The 15,607-nt window shown below is 56.8% G+C and carries 15 protein-coding genes; all 15 read right to left on the bottom strand.

The annotated features are described in order from the left end of the window. Positions 1-2 precede the first annotated feature (2 nt). Complete coding sequence (gene queF, locus ACIQ0Q_RS02040) at positions 3-824, bottom strand: NADPH-dependent 7-cyano-7-deazaguanine reductase QueF (RefSeq protein WP_395771279.1); 822 nt, start codon at positions 822-824, stop codon at positions 3-5. After that, the gene (locus tag ACIQ0Q_RS02035) at positions 824-2,149 is read right to left on the bottom strand and encodes a M20 family metallopeptidase (protein WP_395771278.1); all 1,326 of its coding nucleotides are present in this window, start codon (positions 2,147-2,149) and stop codon (positions 824-826) included. The genes queF and ACIQ0Q_RS02035 overlap by 1 nt, the downstream gene beginning before the upstream one ends. Before the next feature lie 68 nt (positions 2,150-2,217). Next, the gene (gene zapE / locus ACIQ0Q_RS02030) at positions 2,218-3,300 is read right to left on the bottom strand and encodes a cell division protein ZapE (protein WP_395771277.1); all 1,083 of its coding nucleotides are present in this window, start codon (positions 3,298-3,300) and stop codon (positions 2,218-2,220) included. After that, positions 3,297-3,941, bottom strand: coding sequence for an alpha/beta hydrolase (locus ACIQ0Q_RS02025; RefSeq protein ID WP_395771276.1), 645 nt, complete (start codon positions 3,939-3,941; stop codon positions 3,297-3,299). Before ACIQ0Q_RS02025 ends, zapE begins: the two co-directional genes overlap by 4 nt. A gap of 66 nt (positions 3,942-4,007) precedes the next feature. Further along, on the bottom strand, positions 4,008-4,511 hold the full coding sequence (locus ACIQ0Q_RS02020; protein WP_395771275.1) for a c-type cytochrome: 504 nt from the start codon (positions 4,509-4,511) through the stop codon (positions 4,008-4,010). 91 nt (positions 4,512-4,602) lie between these two features. Then, entirely contained in the window at positions 4,603-5,922 is a 1,320-nt protein-coding gene (locus ACIQ0Q_RS02015; protein ID WP_395771274.1) for a hypothetical protein, read from the bottom strand. Positions 5,923-5,954: 32 nt separating this feature from the next. Then, positions 5,955-6,359 (bottom strand): ExbD/TolR family protein, encoded by a 405-nt coding sequence (locus tag ACIQ0Q_RS02010; protein ID WP_395771273.1) that lies wholly within the window; start codon positions 6,357-6,359, stop codon positions 5,955-5,957. Positions 6,360-6,371: 12 nt separating this feature from the next. Continuing rightward, positions 6,372-6,809, bottom strand: a complete 438-nt coding sequence (locus ACIQ0Q_RS02005; protein ID WP_395771272.1) for an ExbD/TolR family protein — start codon at positions 6,807-6,809, stop codon at positions 6,372-6,374. Between the two features lie 27 nt (positions 6,810-6,836). After that, a complete protein-coding gene (locus ACIQ0Q_RS02000) occupies positions 6,837-7,589 on the bottom strand; it encodes a MotA/TolQ/ExbB proton channel family protein (RefSeq protein ID WP_395771271.1) in 753 nt (250 codons plus the stop codon). A 53-nt stretch (positions 7,590-7,642) separates the two neighbouring features. After that, positions 7,643-8,296 (bottom strand): energy transducer TonB, encoded by a 654-nt coding sequence (locus ACIQ0Q_RS01995; protein WP_395771270.1) that lies wholly within the window; start codon positions 8,294-8,296, stop codon positions 7,643-7,645. 109 nt (positions 8,297-8,405) lie between these two features. After that, positions 8,406-9,764 carry a tetratricopeptide repeat protein gene (locus tag ACIQ0Q_RS01990; RefSeq protein ID WP_395771269.1) on the bottom strand — a complete coding sequence of 453 codons (1,359 nt, stop codon included), beginning with the start codon at positions 9,762-9,764 and terminating at the stop codon, positions 8,406-8,408. Positions 9,765-9,850: 86 nt separating this feature from the next. Continuing rightward, on the bottom strand, positions 9,851-12,289 hold the full coding sequence (gyrB, locus tag ACIQ0Q_RS01985; RefSeq protein WP_395771268.1) for a DNA topoisomerase (ATP-hydrolyzing) subunit B: 2,439 nt from the start codon (positions 12,287-12,289) through the stop codon (positions 9,851-9,853). A gap of 109 nt (positions 12,290-12,398) precedes the next feature. Continuing rightward, complete coding sequence (gene recF, locus ACIQ0Q_RS01980) at positions 12,399-13,484, bottom strand: DNA replication/repair protein RecF (protein WP_395771267.1); 1,086 nt, start codon at positions 13,482-13,484, stop codon at positions 12,399-12,401. Further along, complete coding sequence (dnaN, locus tag ACIQ0Q_RS01975) at positions 13,484-14,584, bottom strand: DNA polymerase III subunit beta (RefSeq protein ID WP_395771266.1); 1,101 nt, start codon at positions 14,582-14,584, stop codon at positions 13,484-13,486. Before dnaN ends, recF begins: the two co-directional genes overlap by 1 nt. Before the next feature lie 211 nt (positions 14,585-14,795). After that, positions 14,796-15,607: chromosomal replication initiator protein DnaA (gene dnaA / locus ACIQ0Q_RS01970; protein ID WP_395771265.1), on the bottom strand; the 812-nt coding region annotated here is incomplete at its 5' end.

The raw sequence follows: 15,607 nt of genomic DNA, 5'->3' as shown, positions 1-15,607 counted from the left end.
ACTTATTGACGGATCAGGCGAATATTGCCCGGCATGCCCATGCCCTCGGTGCAGCGGTAGGGGTTGATGTCGAGGCCGCCACGGCGGGTAAATCGGCCGTAGACAGACAACTGCATCGGCTGGCACTGGCGCATCAGATCCATGAAGATGTGCTCGATGCAGTTTTCGTGGAAGCCATTATGGGTGCGGTACGAAACCAAATAACGCAGCAGGCCTTCACGTGCGATGCGGCGGCCGAGGTATCGGATCTGGATACTGGCCCAGTCCGGCTGGTTGGTGACTGGGCAGTTGGAGCGGAACACGTGACTGACCAGCGACTCGCTGATCTGGTTGTCGCCGCTGACCGAAAGATACAGCGGCTCCGGCGGGCCGTAATCATTGATGTCGATTTCCAGATCGTCAATCACTTCGCCGCTGAATAAATCAATCGGAAACGCATGGCTGGCCATCGCCGGCAGGATGGTCACGTTCACCGCTGCGCCGCAGGCCTCCGATAGGTCCTGCATCAGCATCTGGCGCAGACGCTCGCTGTCGCCGACCCGGGTCTGGTTGAAACTATTGAGATAAAGCTTGAAGCTTTTCGACTCGATGATGTGGCTGGAATCGGCACGCACTACGATTTCGGCCAGGCCGGCGCGGGGCCGGCCGGATTTGTCCAGCCAGCTCAATTCATAGGCATTCCAGATGTCCTGGCCGAAGAACGGCAGCGGCTCCAGGATGCCCAGGCCTTCACGAGCATCGGCGCGCGCGATCGGAAACAGCAGGCGCGGATCATAGCGGCCGGTGTATTCGGCCGGTTTGCCCAGAAGACTATCTTCGAACATCAGGGCGCCCCGGCGAGATAATCAAGGCTGATCTGCAGCAGGGCGCGGGTGCCGAGCGGCAACGCCGATTCGTCCAGGAAGAACTGCGGTGAATGATTGCTCGGGGCGGTATTCGGATCCTGGCCTTTCGGCGTGGCACCGACGAAAAAGAAAAAGCCCGGGACTTCCTTGGCGTAATAGGCAAAATCCTCAGCACCGGTGGTCAGCGTCATTTCCACCACGTCTTTGCCGGCGACCTTTCGCAGGCTCGGCAGTACTTTGGCGGTTAAGGTCGGATCATTGACGGTGACCGGATTGCCGATGGTATCCGGAATTTTGGAAACGACCGTCGCGCCATGGGCCGCCGCCACGTGTTCGGCGACGTTGGCCAGATCCTTGAACACCTGCGCACGCATCTCGTCGTCGAAGGTCCGGATGGTGCCGATCAGTTCCACCGAATCAGGAATGATGTTGTAGCGGATGCCGCCTTTGATGGCACCGAAACTGAGCACCACCGGCTGCTTGGTCAGGTTCTGCCGGCGTGACACGATGGACTGCGCACTGCTCACAATTTCGGCGGCGGCCACGATAGGATCGACACCGCCCCAGGGCCGCGAACCGTGGGTCTGACGACCTTTTACCACGATATTGAAACGGTCAGAGGCCGCCATCAGCGGACCGGAACGATATCCGAGCTGGCCGGCATTGAGGGTGGAAAAAACGTGCAGCCCGAAAACCGCTTCCGGCTTGAAGGTTTTGAAAATGCCTTCTGCCAGCATTTGGTCAGCGCCTCCGGTTTCACCGTCCGGCGGCCCTTCTTCGGCCGGCTGGAAAATAAACAGGACCTCGCCAGCGATATCGGATTTATGTCTAGCCATCGCCTCGGCTACACCCATCAGAATAGCGGTATGCGAATCATGACCGCAGGCGTGCATCACTCCAACCTTCTCGCCGCGAAATTCGGCGGTCTGTTTGGACTGGAATGGGAGACCGGAATTTTCGGTAACCGGCAGCGCATCCATGTCGGCACGCAGAGCGATGCGCTTGCCAGGCTTAGCACCTTTGAGTATGGCGATTACGCCGGTGTGCGCAACTCCGGTAGTCACCTCCAGCCCGAGACTGCGCAAATGTTCGGCAACGCGTTTCGAGGTCCGGAATTCGCGATTGCCGAGCTCGGGAAACTCATGGAAATCGCGGCGCCATTCCAACACCTTGGCATCGACCGGCTTGGCCCAGGCCTCGATATCGGCGGCATGTGCAGCCATAGATGACAGCAGTGCGGCGGCCACGGCAAGGGCGGTTGATTTCAGACGCATGGGGAGCTCTCCGCAGGTGATTGCAATCATGCTATCACAGGAAAAACAGGCCGGTGCAGAGGATGGCGTTCTGTGACGGAGCGCGCAGTACCGAACGGTCAGGGCCGATGTTCGCTGGCCAGATACGCTTCCGACTGCATTTCAGTCAGGCGTGAGGCGGTACGCTCGAACTCACGCTGCAAGCGGCGACCGGTATACAGTGAAGCCGGATTGGCGGCGGCGCTCAACAACAGGTTGACATGACGGTCGTACAGTTCATCGATCAGATGAATGAACCGGCGCGCGGCATCTTCGGTTTCCTCATTGAAAAGCGGTACGTCCGAGAGCAGCAGGGTATGGAAGTCACGGGCGATTTCGATGTAATCGGCACTCGAGCGCGGCCCGTTGCACAGCGCGTCGAACGTGAACCAGGCGACGCCCGGGCTCAGCGCAAGCACGGGAATGTCGCGTTGATTGATTTCGATGAACCCCGCCAAGGGTGAACGGCCACTCAGCCGCCGATACTGCTCGGCAAGCAGCGTTCTGCTGTCGGCATCGGCGGTAAGCGCATAGGTGCGCGCCTGGTTCAGGGTGCGCAGCCGATAATCCTGCGCGCTTTCCAGCACCATCACCGCGCATTCGCGCTTGAGCAGGGCAATGCACGGCAAGAAGCTCTCGCGCTGCAGGCCATTCGGGTAAAGTTCGTCCGGCGGCACATTCGAAGTAGTGATGAACGTAACCTGTCTGCGGATTAATTGATCGAGCAGGCGGTGAAGAATCATGGCATCGCCGATATCGGAAACGAAGAACTCGTCCAAGACCAGCAAACGGCATTCCTGTGCGATTTTGCCGGAAAGCACCGCCAGCGTATCGGCGGTCTCCGGCATTCCTGCAAGCTGCTGATGGACATGGTTCATGAAGCGATGGAAGTGCCAGCGCTGATGCGGAATATCGCCCAGATCTTCGATGAATAATTCAGTCAGCAGCGTTTTTCCGCGGCCAACACGCCCCCACAGATAGAGGCCTCTGAGTGTCACCGGCCGACTGGCAAGGCGCTTCCACCAGGGCCGATGCTGTGCTTCGCGCAACCCTTTGGCCAAGGCTTCAAAATAGGCGAGAACCTCCAGCTGTGCCGGGTCGGCGTGGATGTCGCCGGTGGCGACCATGTCTGCATAGCGCTGTCCCACGCTGCGGGGTGTCATAACGATAAGGCCTGCAGGAAGTGCTTCACATGTTCCCGCAAGGGCACTAACTGGCCATGGAAAAAGTGGCTGGTTTCTGGCATCGCCACGATTTCGGGCGGAGGGGTCTGCGCCTTCAGCCATTCCAGAACCCCGGCCGCGGGTACGATTTCATCGGCCTCGCCCTGCACGGCCAGCCAAGGGCACCGGGGATGGCGGATCTCGCTGAAGTCGCGAAAACCGACCGGCGGCGCTATGGAAACCATCTGCACCGGCGAATAGAATGCGGCGGCGTTCAGCGCCACCCAGGCGCCGAAGGAAAAGCCGGCCAAAGCCAAGGGTGATTGCGGACGCTGGGCCTGGACCCAGTCAATGACGGCTCGGCAGTCTGCCAATTCGCCTCGGCCTTGGTCATAGCCGCCTCCTGAGATGCCGACGCCGCGGAAATTGAAACGCACCGCGATGTAGCCGCCTTCGGTAAACGCTTTTGCAAGCGTGCTGACCACTTTATTGTGCATGCTGCCCCCATCGGGCGGATGCGGATGACAGATCACCGCTACAGGGGTGGTCTCAGTATGCACCTGGGGAAATTCGACAAGCGTCTGCAGGCCGCCGGCAGGGCCGGGCAGCAGGACTTCGGCATTGGCGACGGGAAAAGCCATTATCGGTCCAGTATAACGCATGCAAAAACGCCGCCCGAAGGCGGCGTTTGAAATCAGAAATCGCGCTTACTTGAGATTGCCGATCATCCAATCCACGGAGGCAATGACCTGTTCGTCGGTAAGCGACGGATTTCCGCCTCGGGCCGGCATGCCACGGATGCCCTCGATGGCGTGTTTATGGAGCAGATCGTTGCCCTGGGCCAGACGCGCGCCCCACTCGGCCTTCAACATCTTCGGGGCGCCAGCGGCACCGGAAGTATGGCACCCGGCGCACAACTGGCTGTAGATTTCACCGCCATCAAGGGTGCCACCATAGGCCACTTGGCCCTTGGCTGCTTCGGCAGCGGCGGCAATGGCGGCAGCTTGTGCTGCGGCTCCGGTCTGTCCGGAATACACAGCACCTACCGGCGCAATGCGCGCCTGGGTTGCGGCCTGTTGCGCCGGCGTGACTTCAACGGGGCGTTTTCCATTGAAATAGATTCCGGCAAAAATCAGCAGAAAGGTAATCAACACCAAAGCGGCGATGACTTGGGCAAAATTTTTCATGAACACAAGATCGTGATTACGCACAAAACACCTGTCTAGGTCGGAGCCCGAATCTGGGGAAAGCCCTATTATATCGGGGCTTGGGTGCTGAATAAAGCGGTTATTACATCGATTTTCAGTGGAATATGAAATAGAGCAGATTGTTCTGGAAGAACGGATTACCGGTCAGCAGACTGTGGCGTTCACAGAAGAAGGTGGTCTGGGCCACCGGAAACAATTCCCGGCGCGGTACTGCCGAAAGATAATCGAAGGCCTTGCGCGCCGATGCCGATTCACGGGTGACCAGACCATCGCCTGGAGCAAACAGGAGCCCCTGGTAATTGACGTTCTGCCGTCGGCTCTTGATTTGCTCTTGGCTGAAGGCAAGATGGTAGTTGCCAGAAACCCCTTCAAGCAGTGCGCGGGACTCCGTCTGACTGCAGTCTCCGCCGAACAGGGCAACCTCGGTCGGTGTATCGGCCATCGGCAGCGCAAGTGCGTTCTGGAAGTGGCGAGCCTGCGCCAGATTGTTTCGGAAAACCCTCTGGGCAGCAGCCAACGCAGCTGGATGCATGCGGGCTTCGGTTTCCGCCGAAAAAACAGACCAGCGATTGTTTTCCCAGAGCCCTACATCATAAAAATCGAGCGGCACAGGCGTTCCATTGGCATCGATCAAGGCAACCGTGTCGGGCAGGGGCAGGGTTTCGAAGGGCGTGGCGAAATACGCCATGATATCGGCTGGAACAGTGCGCAATCCCATGTCATAGCCCTGATGCAGGCGCTTGACGCTGATGATGGAGCCCAGATTGGGTGTTCCCAGCATCACCAGTCGGCGGATGCGCTGGCCGCCCTCAGCCCAAGGCTGCGGAGCGGGACGTGTTTCGACATGTTGCGGCCCGTACTGCAGATAATAGCGGGCAATCAACCCACCATTGCTGTGGGCGATGATATCGACCCTTAGGCCGGGATCGCGATAATCGCGGCGGATCTGTTCAATCAAGGCATGCAGTCCGGAGACGGCTTCAAAGTTGCTCTTGCGCCAGTCATAGGCGAACACATAAAGCCGGCGCTGGCTTTTATCGGTAACGGGCTGCCCGAGGCTTGTCTGCCGGTATTTACCGGCACTTTCCAGTACGCCGACGAGCTTGCCGTAGAAATCAATGCCGGCTATCTCATCAAATAGGCGTCCTGCATGGACGCCATCAGTGGCACTGGGTACGAGCTCATCATAGTGGGTGAATGCCAAATTGTTGACCGACACCGGCCAGATTTCCTTTCCGTCCGCATCGACAAGGGCGCTGCCCATGATGCCGGGGATGACAATCAGTGGTACACCGGTTTCATTCATGTAAGCCGTGCTGTAAAGCGCCTGCAAATCCGGCTTTTTGCTGACAGCAACACAGCCTGCCAGCACTAATGCCATGAATACAAAACCGACTCTAAGGAAAATTTTCATTTCAAAAAAAACGCCCCTTGCGGGGCGTGTTCTCATTCCTGGAAGCTAATCTTTTTAAGATCGGCGTTCTTGGTGCGTGCCAGCACCTTCGCCAGAGTTTCGTACTCGGCTTCCGGATCAATCGTTATGTTGATGGTCGGTTGCACATCGCGAGCACCTTCAACATTGAACTGCGACTGCAGAGTCGCCATCGGTACCGGGCTACCGTTCCAGGCCACGGTGCCTCCGGCCTGGACATGGATATCAATGGGCTCCGGCGGTTCTTTTTCCTTCGGCGGATCAACCGTCGATTTCTGCGGAAGATCGACCTGAATCTGATACGACAGTGGCGGCGCGGTCACCATGAAGATGATCAGCAACACCAGCATGACGTCGACCAAAGGGGTCACGTTCATGTCGGCCATTGCGCCGCCGGATGAGTTGGAGCTGAATGCCATAGTCTTACTTCCTTAGTTACGCTCGGGCATCGACACGAAGCCGACTTTGCGCATGCCGGACTCCCTGATAATGGTTACGACCGTCTTGATCTTCTCGTACTTGGTGTCTTCGTCGGCACGGATATCAACCTGCGGTTGCGGCTCCTTGGCCAGATTGGTGGCCAGATTGACCTCCAAGCGGTTTTTCAGGTTTTGTGCATCGGAAACGCTGCCCATCGGCTGATCGTTCCAGAACACGTCGCCATTGCTGCTGATGGCGACGGTGACCGGCGGCACGAGGATTTCGGGCTTTTTATCCAAAGATGCGGTCGGCAACTCAACCTTCACTTTGTGCGCCATCAGTGGCGCGGTAATCATAAAGATGATGAGTAGCACCAGCATCACGTCGACCAAGGGGGTCACGTTGATTTCGGCCATTGGGCCGCCGCTGGAGTTTGAACTGAAAGCCATGACTGGAGTCCTCGGACGGAGAGTGAATTACTTGCTGCCGACGCGTGAGCCGGTCGCGAAGAAATCGTGCAGATCGTGCGCGAAGGTGTCGAACTTCGAATAAATCGTGCGGTTGGTGCGGTTAAAGGCGTTGTAAGCCACCACCGCTGGAATCGCAACGAACAGGCCGAAGGCCGTCATGATCAAGGCCTCACCGACCGGGCCAGCAACAGCATCAATCGAAGCCTGACCGGTGGCGCCGATGCGGATCAGAGCATGGTAAATGCCCCATACGGTACCCAGCAAGCCGACGAACGGCGCTGTCGCGCCGACGGTAGCAAGCCACGTCAGGCCGTTTTCCATATTGGCTCCCTCACGCGTGACGGCTTGGCGCAGAGCACGGTCGACGAACTCGGATTTGCTGAGGCTTTGGGCCAAGGCATTGCCTTCCTGGTGGGAGGCGGCCTCGATGGAGTCCAGGGCGATTTTCGAGAACGGCTCATTGGGCTTCTGCTCTTCCAGAAACTGACGGGCTTCCCGCGGATTCTTGATCGACCAGAAGGTCTCTACGATGCGATCGGCATTGGCGGCGATGCGGCCATTGTTGATCGTATTGATTACGGTGTACCACCAGGAACCGATCGACATGATGATCAGGGTAATGAAAACTACCCAACCAACCATATCCATGTTCTGCACCATGTGGCTGAAACCCATTTGCTGCAGGGCTTCAGCGTTGTTGGACGATCCGCCCGCAGCGGAAGCGGCGGCAGTAGCGGTTAAAATGAGGTCCTGCAACATAAGGAATACCTTTATAAGTTAGTTAATGAAGAAAAAACGGTACAACAGTCAATTTACATCGTGAAGTCAACGCTTACCAGAGCGGAGCCGCCAACCGGCTGACCATTCTTTTTGCCTGGATTGATTTTCCACTTCCGGACGCCGGTCAAGGCCGCACGATCCAGGTCACGGTTACGGCTGGATCTGTGCACCGAGGCATCGAGCACCGTGCCGTTGGCATCGTAAGTCACCTGAATGACAACGGTACCCGTTGCGCCAACGCGGGCGGCAGCCGGCGGGTATTTAATCGGATACTGGGCGCGGGTCGATGCATCGACATCACCACCACCGAAATCTGCCGGCGGACCGGCGGGAGGGGCGGGAGGAGTCGGGGGCGACTGGCTGTCCATCGGACCGGGCGTGTCATAGACCATCGGCGGTTCGTCCGGCGGCGGCGGCGTCTTCTGCGGCGTGGTCTGGATAATTTGTTTTTTCAATTCTTTCGGCGGATCCGGCGGCGGCGGCGGCGGTGGCGGTGGTGGTGGTGGTGGCTCGGCAAACGAAACCAGGGTTACGGTGTCCTCACCTTTTTTGCTGTCAGGCGCCGAAACAGGGGCCATAAGCATCATGAAAATCAGCACATGCACGGTAATGGCGGCGGAGTTTGCCGCAACGCGTGGCCAGCTGAGTTTGTTCTGCTGCTCGTATTTAGAATTCAAATCCGTCATGTGGCGGCGGCTCTGCTTAAATGGATGTTCAATGACGCTTCTGCGCCGTGACCCGCAAATATGCGGGAACCTAGAAGTCTACAACAGTTCCTCTGGCTCTGCCAAGCGCCTAGTTGGCGCCCGCCTGTTTCAAGCGCTTGGCGGCCTCGGCCCGAGTTTCAGGATCCTTAGCAGCCTCTTTCAGTGCCGCAATCATTGCCGCCCGGTTATCGAGTCCGAACTCCGATTCCGCCTCGGCGATGATTAAATAAGCGTCACCTTTATTGTCAACACCCTTGCTTAACCCCCGCTGAGCCGCAGCCTTGGCCTTGGCATAATCGCTTTCTTCGGCATAGACACGGGCCTGAAGGACATCGTAGGCGCCCTTTGCGGACAATTCGGCTGCCTTGCCCCAGGCCTCGATGGCCGATTTGGGCTGATCGGTGTAGTAGTAAGACTGAGCAAGAATATTGTAGGCTCCGGCATCCGGTTTGATAATGCCTTTGGCCATGCCCTCATTGATGATTTTAATGGCCTGCGCCTCCTTGCCTTCAAGATAGGAATAGGACACATAGCCGGCTTCATATTCGGCCAGACTGCTGATTTGGCCTTTGGCATAAAGATCATCGAAGATCTTGGCCGCTTTTTCATACTGCTTTGCATTGGCCAGAACCAGAAGCTGTTTCACCTGGCCACTGCTATCGCCGGTGGCCGCACTGGTGCCGGCAGTCTTGGCGACATCCTCGGCGACTTTGTTGGCCTCGGCCTTCTGACCGGTTTTATTATAGGAATCCATCAGCATGATGGCGATGTTGGGGTCAGCGCCCTTGTCGAGGGTGTAAGCGGTCTTCAGTGTTGAAATCGCCTCCGGATATTTGCCCAAACGATAGTTGGCATTGCCCTTGTTCTTGAGCACCTGAAGATCATCGACAATGCTGGTTTCTGATGAGAACCGGTTGAGATAATCAAGGGCCTCGGAATATTTTTTGTCATTGATTTTCAACAGGCCGAGATTGCGCATCAGATCATAATGCTTGTTGTTGCTGAGGCCGCCCTGCTTGACGGCCGCCTCAGCCAGCAGCGACATGGCAGGATAATTGGTCGCATCGGTGGTGACCTGGGCGATGTACTTCTGGAAGTAGGCTTCCGATTTTTCCTCATTGGATACTTCGGGAGCTGCCAGAACGGCGTCCGCGGCGGCCCTGATGATTGCAGGGTCCTTGCCATTGGACGCCTTTACCATGGCTTCCCACTCTTTCTTGATTTTCGTCTTTGGCATCACCGGCTCGATGCGGGTGGCGCTCGGGTATCTGGCAACCGGTGCAACGGCTTCGGTTTCGGCCTGCTCATCGCAGCCGACCGGATTGCCTTTTTTGTCAAAGCACTTCTCGGCCTTGAGACGATCTCGAGTACCGCCCGTTTGTGCCTGTACCGAAACCGAAATCAACGTCGTAACCAAAACTGCTGCCCAGAATTTCTGCTTGTTCATGGATTTTCCTAATGCCCTTACAACCGAAAGGATAGAGTAATTGCTCTCGCCGATTCACTCAAGTAGCCGGCCCGGGCCGTTCATATTTAGATATCGAGATTGCCGACCTTGAGCGCGTTTTCTTCGATGAAGTCGCGACGGGGTTCGACGAGCTCTCCCATTAGGGTTGAGAAAATCTGGTCGGCGGCAACCGCATCCTCGATTTTGACCTTGAGCAGCCGACGGGTCTCGGGATTGACCGTGGTTTCCCATAACTGCTCGGGGTTCATTTCACCCAGGCCTTTGAAGCGCTGAATAGTGCGGCCCTTTTTGGCTTCATCGAGCAGCCAGTCCTGCGCTTCGGCAAAGCGGCTGATGGACAAGGTTTTACCGCCGCGCTGGACGCTGGCTCCTGGCTGGACCAGGCCATGCAAAACCTGCGCGACCTCATTGATCAGACGCAGTTCGCCATTCACCAGCTGGCTGGCGGCAACCGTCTGGATGATCCGCAACCCGTTATGCTGCTTCTCGATGACCAGGGCGCCCTGTTGCTCGTCGCTGCCGGGCTGGACGGTAATCGCATAGCGGGCTTTGCCGGCACCGCGGTTGTTGAGTTTCGTTTCCAGACCGAGCGCCCATTCGGCAAGCGTGCCGGCGTCTTCGAAATCGTTCATGCGCAGCGCGCGACTGTCAATTACGGCCTGCAACACATCGACATCGACACGGTAAGCAAATCGCTCCATTACTTCCTGCGCGGCGACCACTTGCAGCATCAGTTTTTCTAGCGCCTCGCCGCGTATGGCCGGGGCACCTTCGCCGGGAATCAGCTCGGCGTTTTCGACGGCATTGCTGACCAAGTAGGCGTTCAGTGCCGGCACGTCTTTGAGATACAGTTCGTTCTTGCCCTGCTTGATTTTGAACAAGGGTGGCAGGCCGATGTAAATATGGCCGCGTTCGATCAACTCCGGCATCTGCCGGTAGAAGAACGTCAGCAGCAGGGTACGGATGTGCGAGCCGTCGACATCGGCATCGGTCATCAGGATGATACGGTGATAGCGCAGCTTATCCGGATTGTATTCCTCCTTGCCGATGCCGCAACCCAGCGCGGTAATCAGCGTGCCGACTTCCGCAGAGCCCAGCATGCGGTCGAAACGGGCGCGCTCGACATTGAGGATTTTTCCCTTCAAAGGAAGAATGGCCTGGGTCTTGCGGTTGCGGCCCTGCTTGGCGGAGCCGCCTGCGGAGTCGCCTTCGACAATAAACAGTTCCGACAAGGCCGGATCTTTTTCCTGACAATCGGCAAGCTTGCCGGGCAGGCCGGCGATATCCAACGCGCCTTTACGACGGGTGAGATCGCGCGCTTTGCGCGCGGCTTCACGGGCACGCGCGGCATCACAGATTTTGCCGGCAATGACTTTCGCCTCGGACGGGTTCTCCTGCAGGAATTCTTCCAGCTTCTGGCCGATGACCGCCTCCACCGCCGGACGCACTTCCGAGGACACCAGCTTTTCCTTGGTCTGCGAGCTGAAGCTCGGGTCAGGCACCTTCACCGACAGCACGGCAATCATGCCTTCGCGCATATCATCGCCGGTCGGCGCGATCTTGGCTTGTTTGGCGATGCCGCTCTGCTCGATGTAATTGCTGAGCGTACGCGTCAGGGCCGAACGGAAACCGATCAAGTGGGTGCCGCCGTCTTTCTGCGGAATGTTGTTGGTGAAACAAAACATGGTTTCCTGGTAGGAATCCGTCCACTGCAGCGCGATATCGACCACGATGCCGTCTTTCTCACCACTAGCGGCGATGACATTACTGTGCAGCGGCGTCTTCAGTTGGGCGAGATGCTCTACGAAACTTGCGATGCCTCCCTCGTATTCGAAAAGATCGCGCTTACCCTCCGGGCGCTCATCAATCAATTCGATGCGCACGCCGGAATTCAGAAAGCTCAGTTCACGCAAGCGCTTAGCCAGAATGTCGTAATGGAATACCACGTCGGTGAAAATCTCGGCACTGGGCAGGAAGCGCAGAGTGGTGCCGCGTTTGCTGGAATCGGAAACCCGCTTAATCGGATACACAGGCTCACCAAGCGCGTATTCCTGCTGGTAGTGGCCGCCGTCGCGCCAGATGTCCAGCCACAGCGATGACGACAGCGCATTGACCACTGAAACACCGACGCCATGCAGACCACCTGAAACCTTGTAGCTGTTGTCGTCGAACTTGCCGCCGGCATGCAGCACGGTCAGAATCACTTCGGCGGCGGAAACACCCTCTTCCTTATGGGTGTCGACCGGAATGCCGCGGCCATTATCGGAAACAGAGCAGGAACCGTCATTGTGCAAAGTGACCGTGACCGTATCGCAATGTCCCGCCAAGGCCTCGTCGATAGCGTTATCGACCACCTCGAACACCATGTGATGGAGGCCGGTGCCGTCATGGACATCACCAATGTACATGCCGGGGCGTTTGCGGACAGCCTCCAGGCCGCGAAGGACGGTAATGCGACTGGAATCATAGGTCGACTCCGAACCCGTGCGTTCTTGTTCCGTCATGTGATTTTTCAAGCTCCTGAATAGAGTGCTAAGCTTTTGTTTTATATAGCTATTTAACTAAAATAACCAATGCTCCAATTATACATCAAATCGCTACGGCAGCCTATAGTTATTGAGTGTCGGCAATACGGCCTTGTTCCACGTGAAACCGCTGCAGCAAACTGAAGTTTTCGGCATAGGCTGGTTGGTCGTCCGTGCCGCTGATCCAAATTTGGGCCCGACTCCCAGAGAGCCAGCGCAAGACGCGCCGGAAGTGCTCGGAATCAAGCTCCGAGGCCAGATCATCAAAACAGAGAATGGGCCAAAACCCCTTTTCGTCCACAAATTTCTTGGCTTGGGCCAAGAGCGCGGATAAGGCCAGGAGCTTGGCCTGCCCGCGTGAGAAGTGTTCCTGCTGCAATTGCCCGTTCAGTGTGGCTTCCCAGTCCGCACGGTGCGGGCCGACATTGCAGAACCCGGTCTGCAAGTCCCGATCGCGATTCAGGCGTAAGCTGTCCAAAAGACTCATTTGGGGTTGGCGCCAGCCCGCGGCATAGCCCAGTGTGGCAAGGCCGCCTTCCGGGAGGAAACCCCGGCAAATATCCTGGAATACAGGCTTCAAGGACTCCAGGTACCGTTGCCGGTAATAATGGATGGCCTCGCCGGATTCGGCGAATTCATGGTCCCAGGCCGCCAAAGCCTCCGCTCCCGGTTGCGCTTTCAGTAAGGCATTGCGTTGTTTGAGGGCGCGGTTGAAGCGGCGCCACTGGCTAAAGAACTCTGGTTCCACGTGAAACAAGGCCCAATCCAGAAAGCGTCTCCGGTTATCCGCAGGGCCTGAAATCAGGGCATGGCTACCGGGCTCGAAACTGAGTACAGGGAAGTGGCTGCAAAACTGACCGAGATTATCGACATCCGCGCCGTTTTGGCGCGCCTGCCACTCATTGCCGCTGTGTTGCAGTCCGGCTTGATGGGTTCCGCCATGGGCATCCTGCCATCGGGTGCTGATTTGCAGGCTGGCGGCGCCTTGTTTAATCAAACCATCGCGGATGCGTCCGCGAAAGCTGCGGCCATAGCCGAGAATATGGATGGCTTCGATCACGCTGGTTTTTCCGGCACCGTTTTCGCCCAGCAAAAGATTAACGCCCGGAACGGGCGTTAAGATGAACTCAGTGAAGCAGCGCAGGTTGGCGCCCTGCAATTCAGTCAGATGCATCACAGACGCAGAGGCATGACCACATGGCGGCTGCGCTCATGACTGGCCTCGCGCACCAGGGCTGAGGAATTGCCGTCGCGTAATTTGATAAGGACGGTGTCTTCGCGCAGGGCGGACAGGGCTTCCAGTAAGTAGTTGACGTTGAAGCCGATACTGATGCCTTGAATCGCCGAATCAATGCTGATTTCTTCCTGGGCCTCTTCCTGCTCAGGGTTGTGCGCCACGATATTGAGCACTCCGGGGTTGATATCGAGCTTGACGCCTTTGAATTTTTCGTTCGACAGAATCGCCGCGCGCTGTAAGGCGTTGCGCAGCAAGTCGCGGTCCACCCGCATTTCCTTATCAGCGCCGATTGGAATAACGGCTTCATAGTCCGGAAACTTTCCTTCGATGAGTTTGGTGCTGAAGGTGACATCACTGCGGCTGATACGCAGGTGATTGTTGCCGACCTCGAGCTCGATGTCGTCACTACCCTCTTCCAGTAAGCGTTGCAGTTCAAGCACGCCTTTGCGCGGCATGATGATCTGTTTGCGATTCTCGACGCTTTCGCTCAACTCGGTTTCACACAGAGCCAAACGGTGGCCGTCAGTAGATACACAACGCAAAGTTGTGCCTTTCAGATCAAACAGCAGACCATTGAGGTAATAGCGGACATCCTGCTGCGCCATGGCGAAGGCGGTTCGCTCGATCAGCTCTTTCAAAGCGGCTTCCGGCACACGGATGCGCTCGATGATGGCGAGCTGGTCGTTTTCCGGAAAATCACGGGCAGGCAGGGTAGCCAGGGTATAACGACTTTTTCCTGCCTGGATGGTAGCTTTGTCACCGGAATGGCTGAGCACGATTTTGCTGCCCTCAGGCAGGGCACGCACGATATCGAAAAGTTTGCGTGCGGGAATAGTGACCTCACCATCCTGACCATCATCGATAGTGCAGCGCGCCGCCAACTCCACTTCAAGATCCGTGCCTTTCAGGCTCAATTGCCCATTTTGCACTTGAACCAACAAATTGCTCAGCACGGGCAGCGTTTGTCGCCGCTCAACCACATTCACGACCTGTTGCAGGGGTTTTAGAAACGCTTCACGGGAGAGGCTAAAACGCATAGTGGGATTCCAATGACTAAAAGTAATTATTTAAACTGGTGGTGGTGGTAGTGTCCAGAAAACAACGGGATAACTATATATATCATTGATTTTAAACAAAATAAAAGACAGCAAGGGGTGGTGAAAAGCGACCATAAGAACTGTTGGTCATTTGTGGATAAGTTATCCCACAGATTTCCAACCACACATTATCCACAACTTCCTACCTGTATTACTCCGTCAATTTCCGAACCAATTTATCCCAATCTTCCCTGATTTTTCCATCCGATTCGCGCAGGCCAGAAATAACCCGGCAGCCATGCAGTACGGTGGTGTGATCACGACCGCCGAACGCCTCGCCGATTTCCGGCAAACTGTGTTCGGTCAGCTCCTTGGCCAAAGCCATCGCCACCTGCCTTGGCCGTGCCAGAGAACGCGTGCGGCGTGCCGAAAGCAAATCGGATAGCTTCAATTGATAGTAGTCTGCCACGGTTTTCTGAATATTGCTCAAAGAAATGACCGTGGCTTGTGCGCGCATCAAATCACGCAGGGTTTCCTGGGCGAACTCAAGCGTAATCGGTTTTCCGGTGAAATTGGCGCGCGCTGCCAGGGTGTTCAGCGCCCCCTCCAGGTCGCGCACACTGGAGTGCAGACGCTTGGCGATTTGCCAGGCCACATCGGTCGGCAAATCGATACCCCGGCGTTGTGCCTTATCCATCAGGATGGTGGCACGGGTTTCGTCATCGGGCGGTTCCACCACGACGGAAAGACCCCAGCCCAGCCGCGATTTCAAGCGCGGCTCGAGATTTTCGACTTCGCGCGGATAGCGGTCGCAGGTCAGAATGATCTGCTGTTTACCATCCACCAGTGAATTGAAGGTGTGGAAGAACTCCTCTTGGGTGGTGTTCTTGCCCGCGAAGAACTGGATATCGTCGATTAGCAATGCATCAACCTGCTGGAATTGTTTCTTGAACTGCGCCATGGTCTTGTCGGCCAAAGCTTTCATCATGGCGTTGAAAAACTGCTCCGAGCGCAGGTACAGCA

The sequence above is a fragment of the Arenimonas sp. genome (genome assembly GCF_044348765.1).
In the GTDB taxonomy this organism is placed as follows: Bacteria; Pseudomonadota; Gammaproteobacteria; order Xanthomonadales; family Xanthomonadaceae; genus Arenimonas.
Note: the sequence above shows the minus strand (reverse complement) of the source record. Positions and strands in the feature narration are given on the sequence as shown.

Bases quoted from the DNA above. Each gene is read 5' to 3' on its own strand.
- ACIQ0Q_RS02015 (WP_395771274.1), bottom strand. From the start codon at position 5,922: ATGAAAATTTTCCTTAGAGTCGGTTTTGTATTCATGGCATTAGTGCTG.
- ACIQ0Q_RS01995 (WP_395771270.1), bottom strand. From the start codon at position 8,296: ATGACGGATTTGAATTCTAAATACGAGCAGCAGAACAAACTCAGCTGG.
- ACIQ0Q_RS02025 (WP_395771276.1), bottom strand. From the start codon at position 3,941: ATGGCTTTTCCCGTCGCCAATGCCGAAGTCCTGCTGCCCGGCCCTGCC.
- ACIQ0Q_RS02035 (WP_395771278.1), bottom strand. From the start codon at position 2,149: ATGATTGCAATCACCTGCGGAGAGCTCCCCATGCGTCTGAAATCAACC.
- zapE (WP_395771277.1), bottom strand. From the start codon at position 3,300: ATGACACCCCGCAGCGTGGGACAGCGCTATGCAGACATGGTCGCCACC.
- recF (WP_395771267.1), bottom strand. From the start codon at position 13,484: ATGCATCTGACTGAATTGCAGGGCGCCAACCTGCGCTGCTTCACTGAG.
- ACIQ0Q_RS01990 (WP_395771269.1), bottom strand. From the start codon at position 9,764: ATGAACAAGCAGAAATTCTGGGCAGCAGTTTTGGTTACGACGTTGATT.
- ACIQ0Q_RS02005 (WP_395771272.1), bottom strand. From the start codon at position 6,809: ATGGCTTTCAGTTCAAACTCCAGCGGCGGCCCAATGGCCGAAATCAAC.
- dnaN (WP_395771266.1), bottom strand. From the start codon at position 14,584: ATGCGTTTTAGCCTCTCCCGTGAAGCGTTTCTAAAACCCCTGCAACAG.
- ACIQ0Q_RS02010 (WP_395771273.1), bottom strand. From the start codon at position 6,359: ATGGCATTCAGCTCCAACTCATCCGGCGGCGCAATGGCCGACATGAAC.
- ACIQ0Q_RS02000 (WP_395771271.1), bottom strand. From the start codon at position 7,589: ATGTTGCAGGACCTCATTTTAACCGCTACTGCCGCCGCTTCCGCTGCG.
- queF (WP_395771279.1), bottom strand. From the start codon at position 824: ATGTTCGAAGATAGTCTTCTGGGCAAACCGGCCGAATACACCGGCCGC.
- gyrB (WP_395771268.1), bottom strand. From the start codon at position 12,289: ATGACGGAACAAGAACGCACGGGTTCGGAGTCGACCTATGATTCCAGT.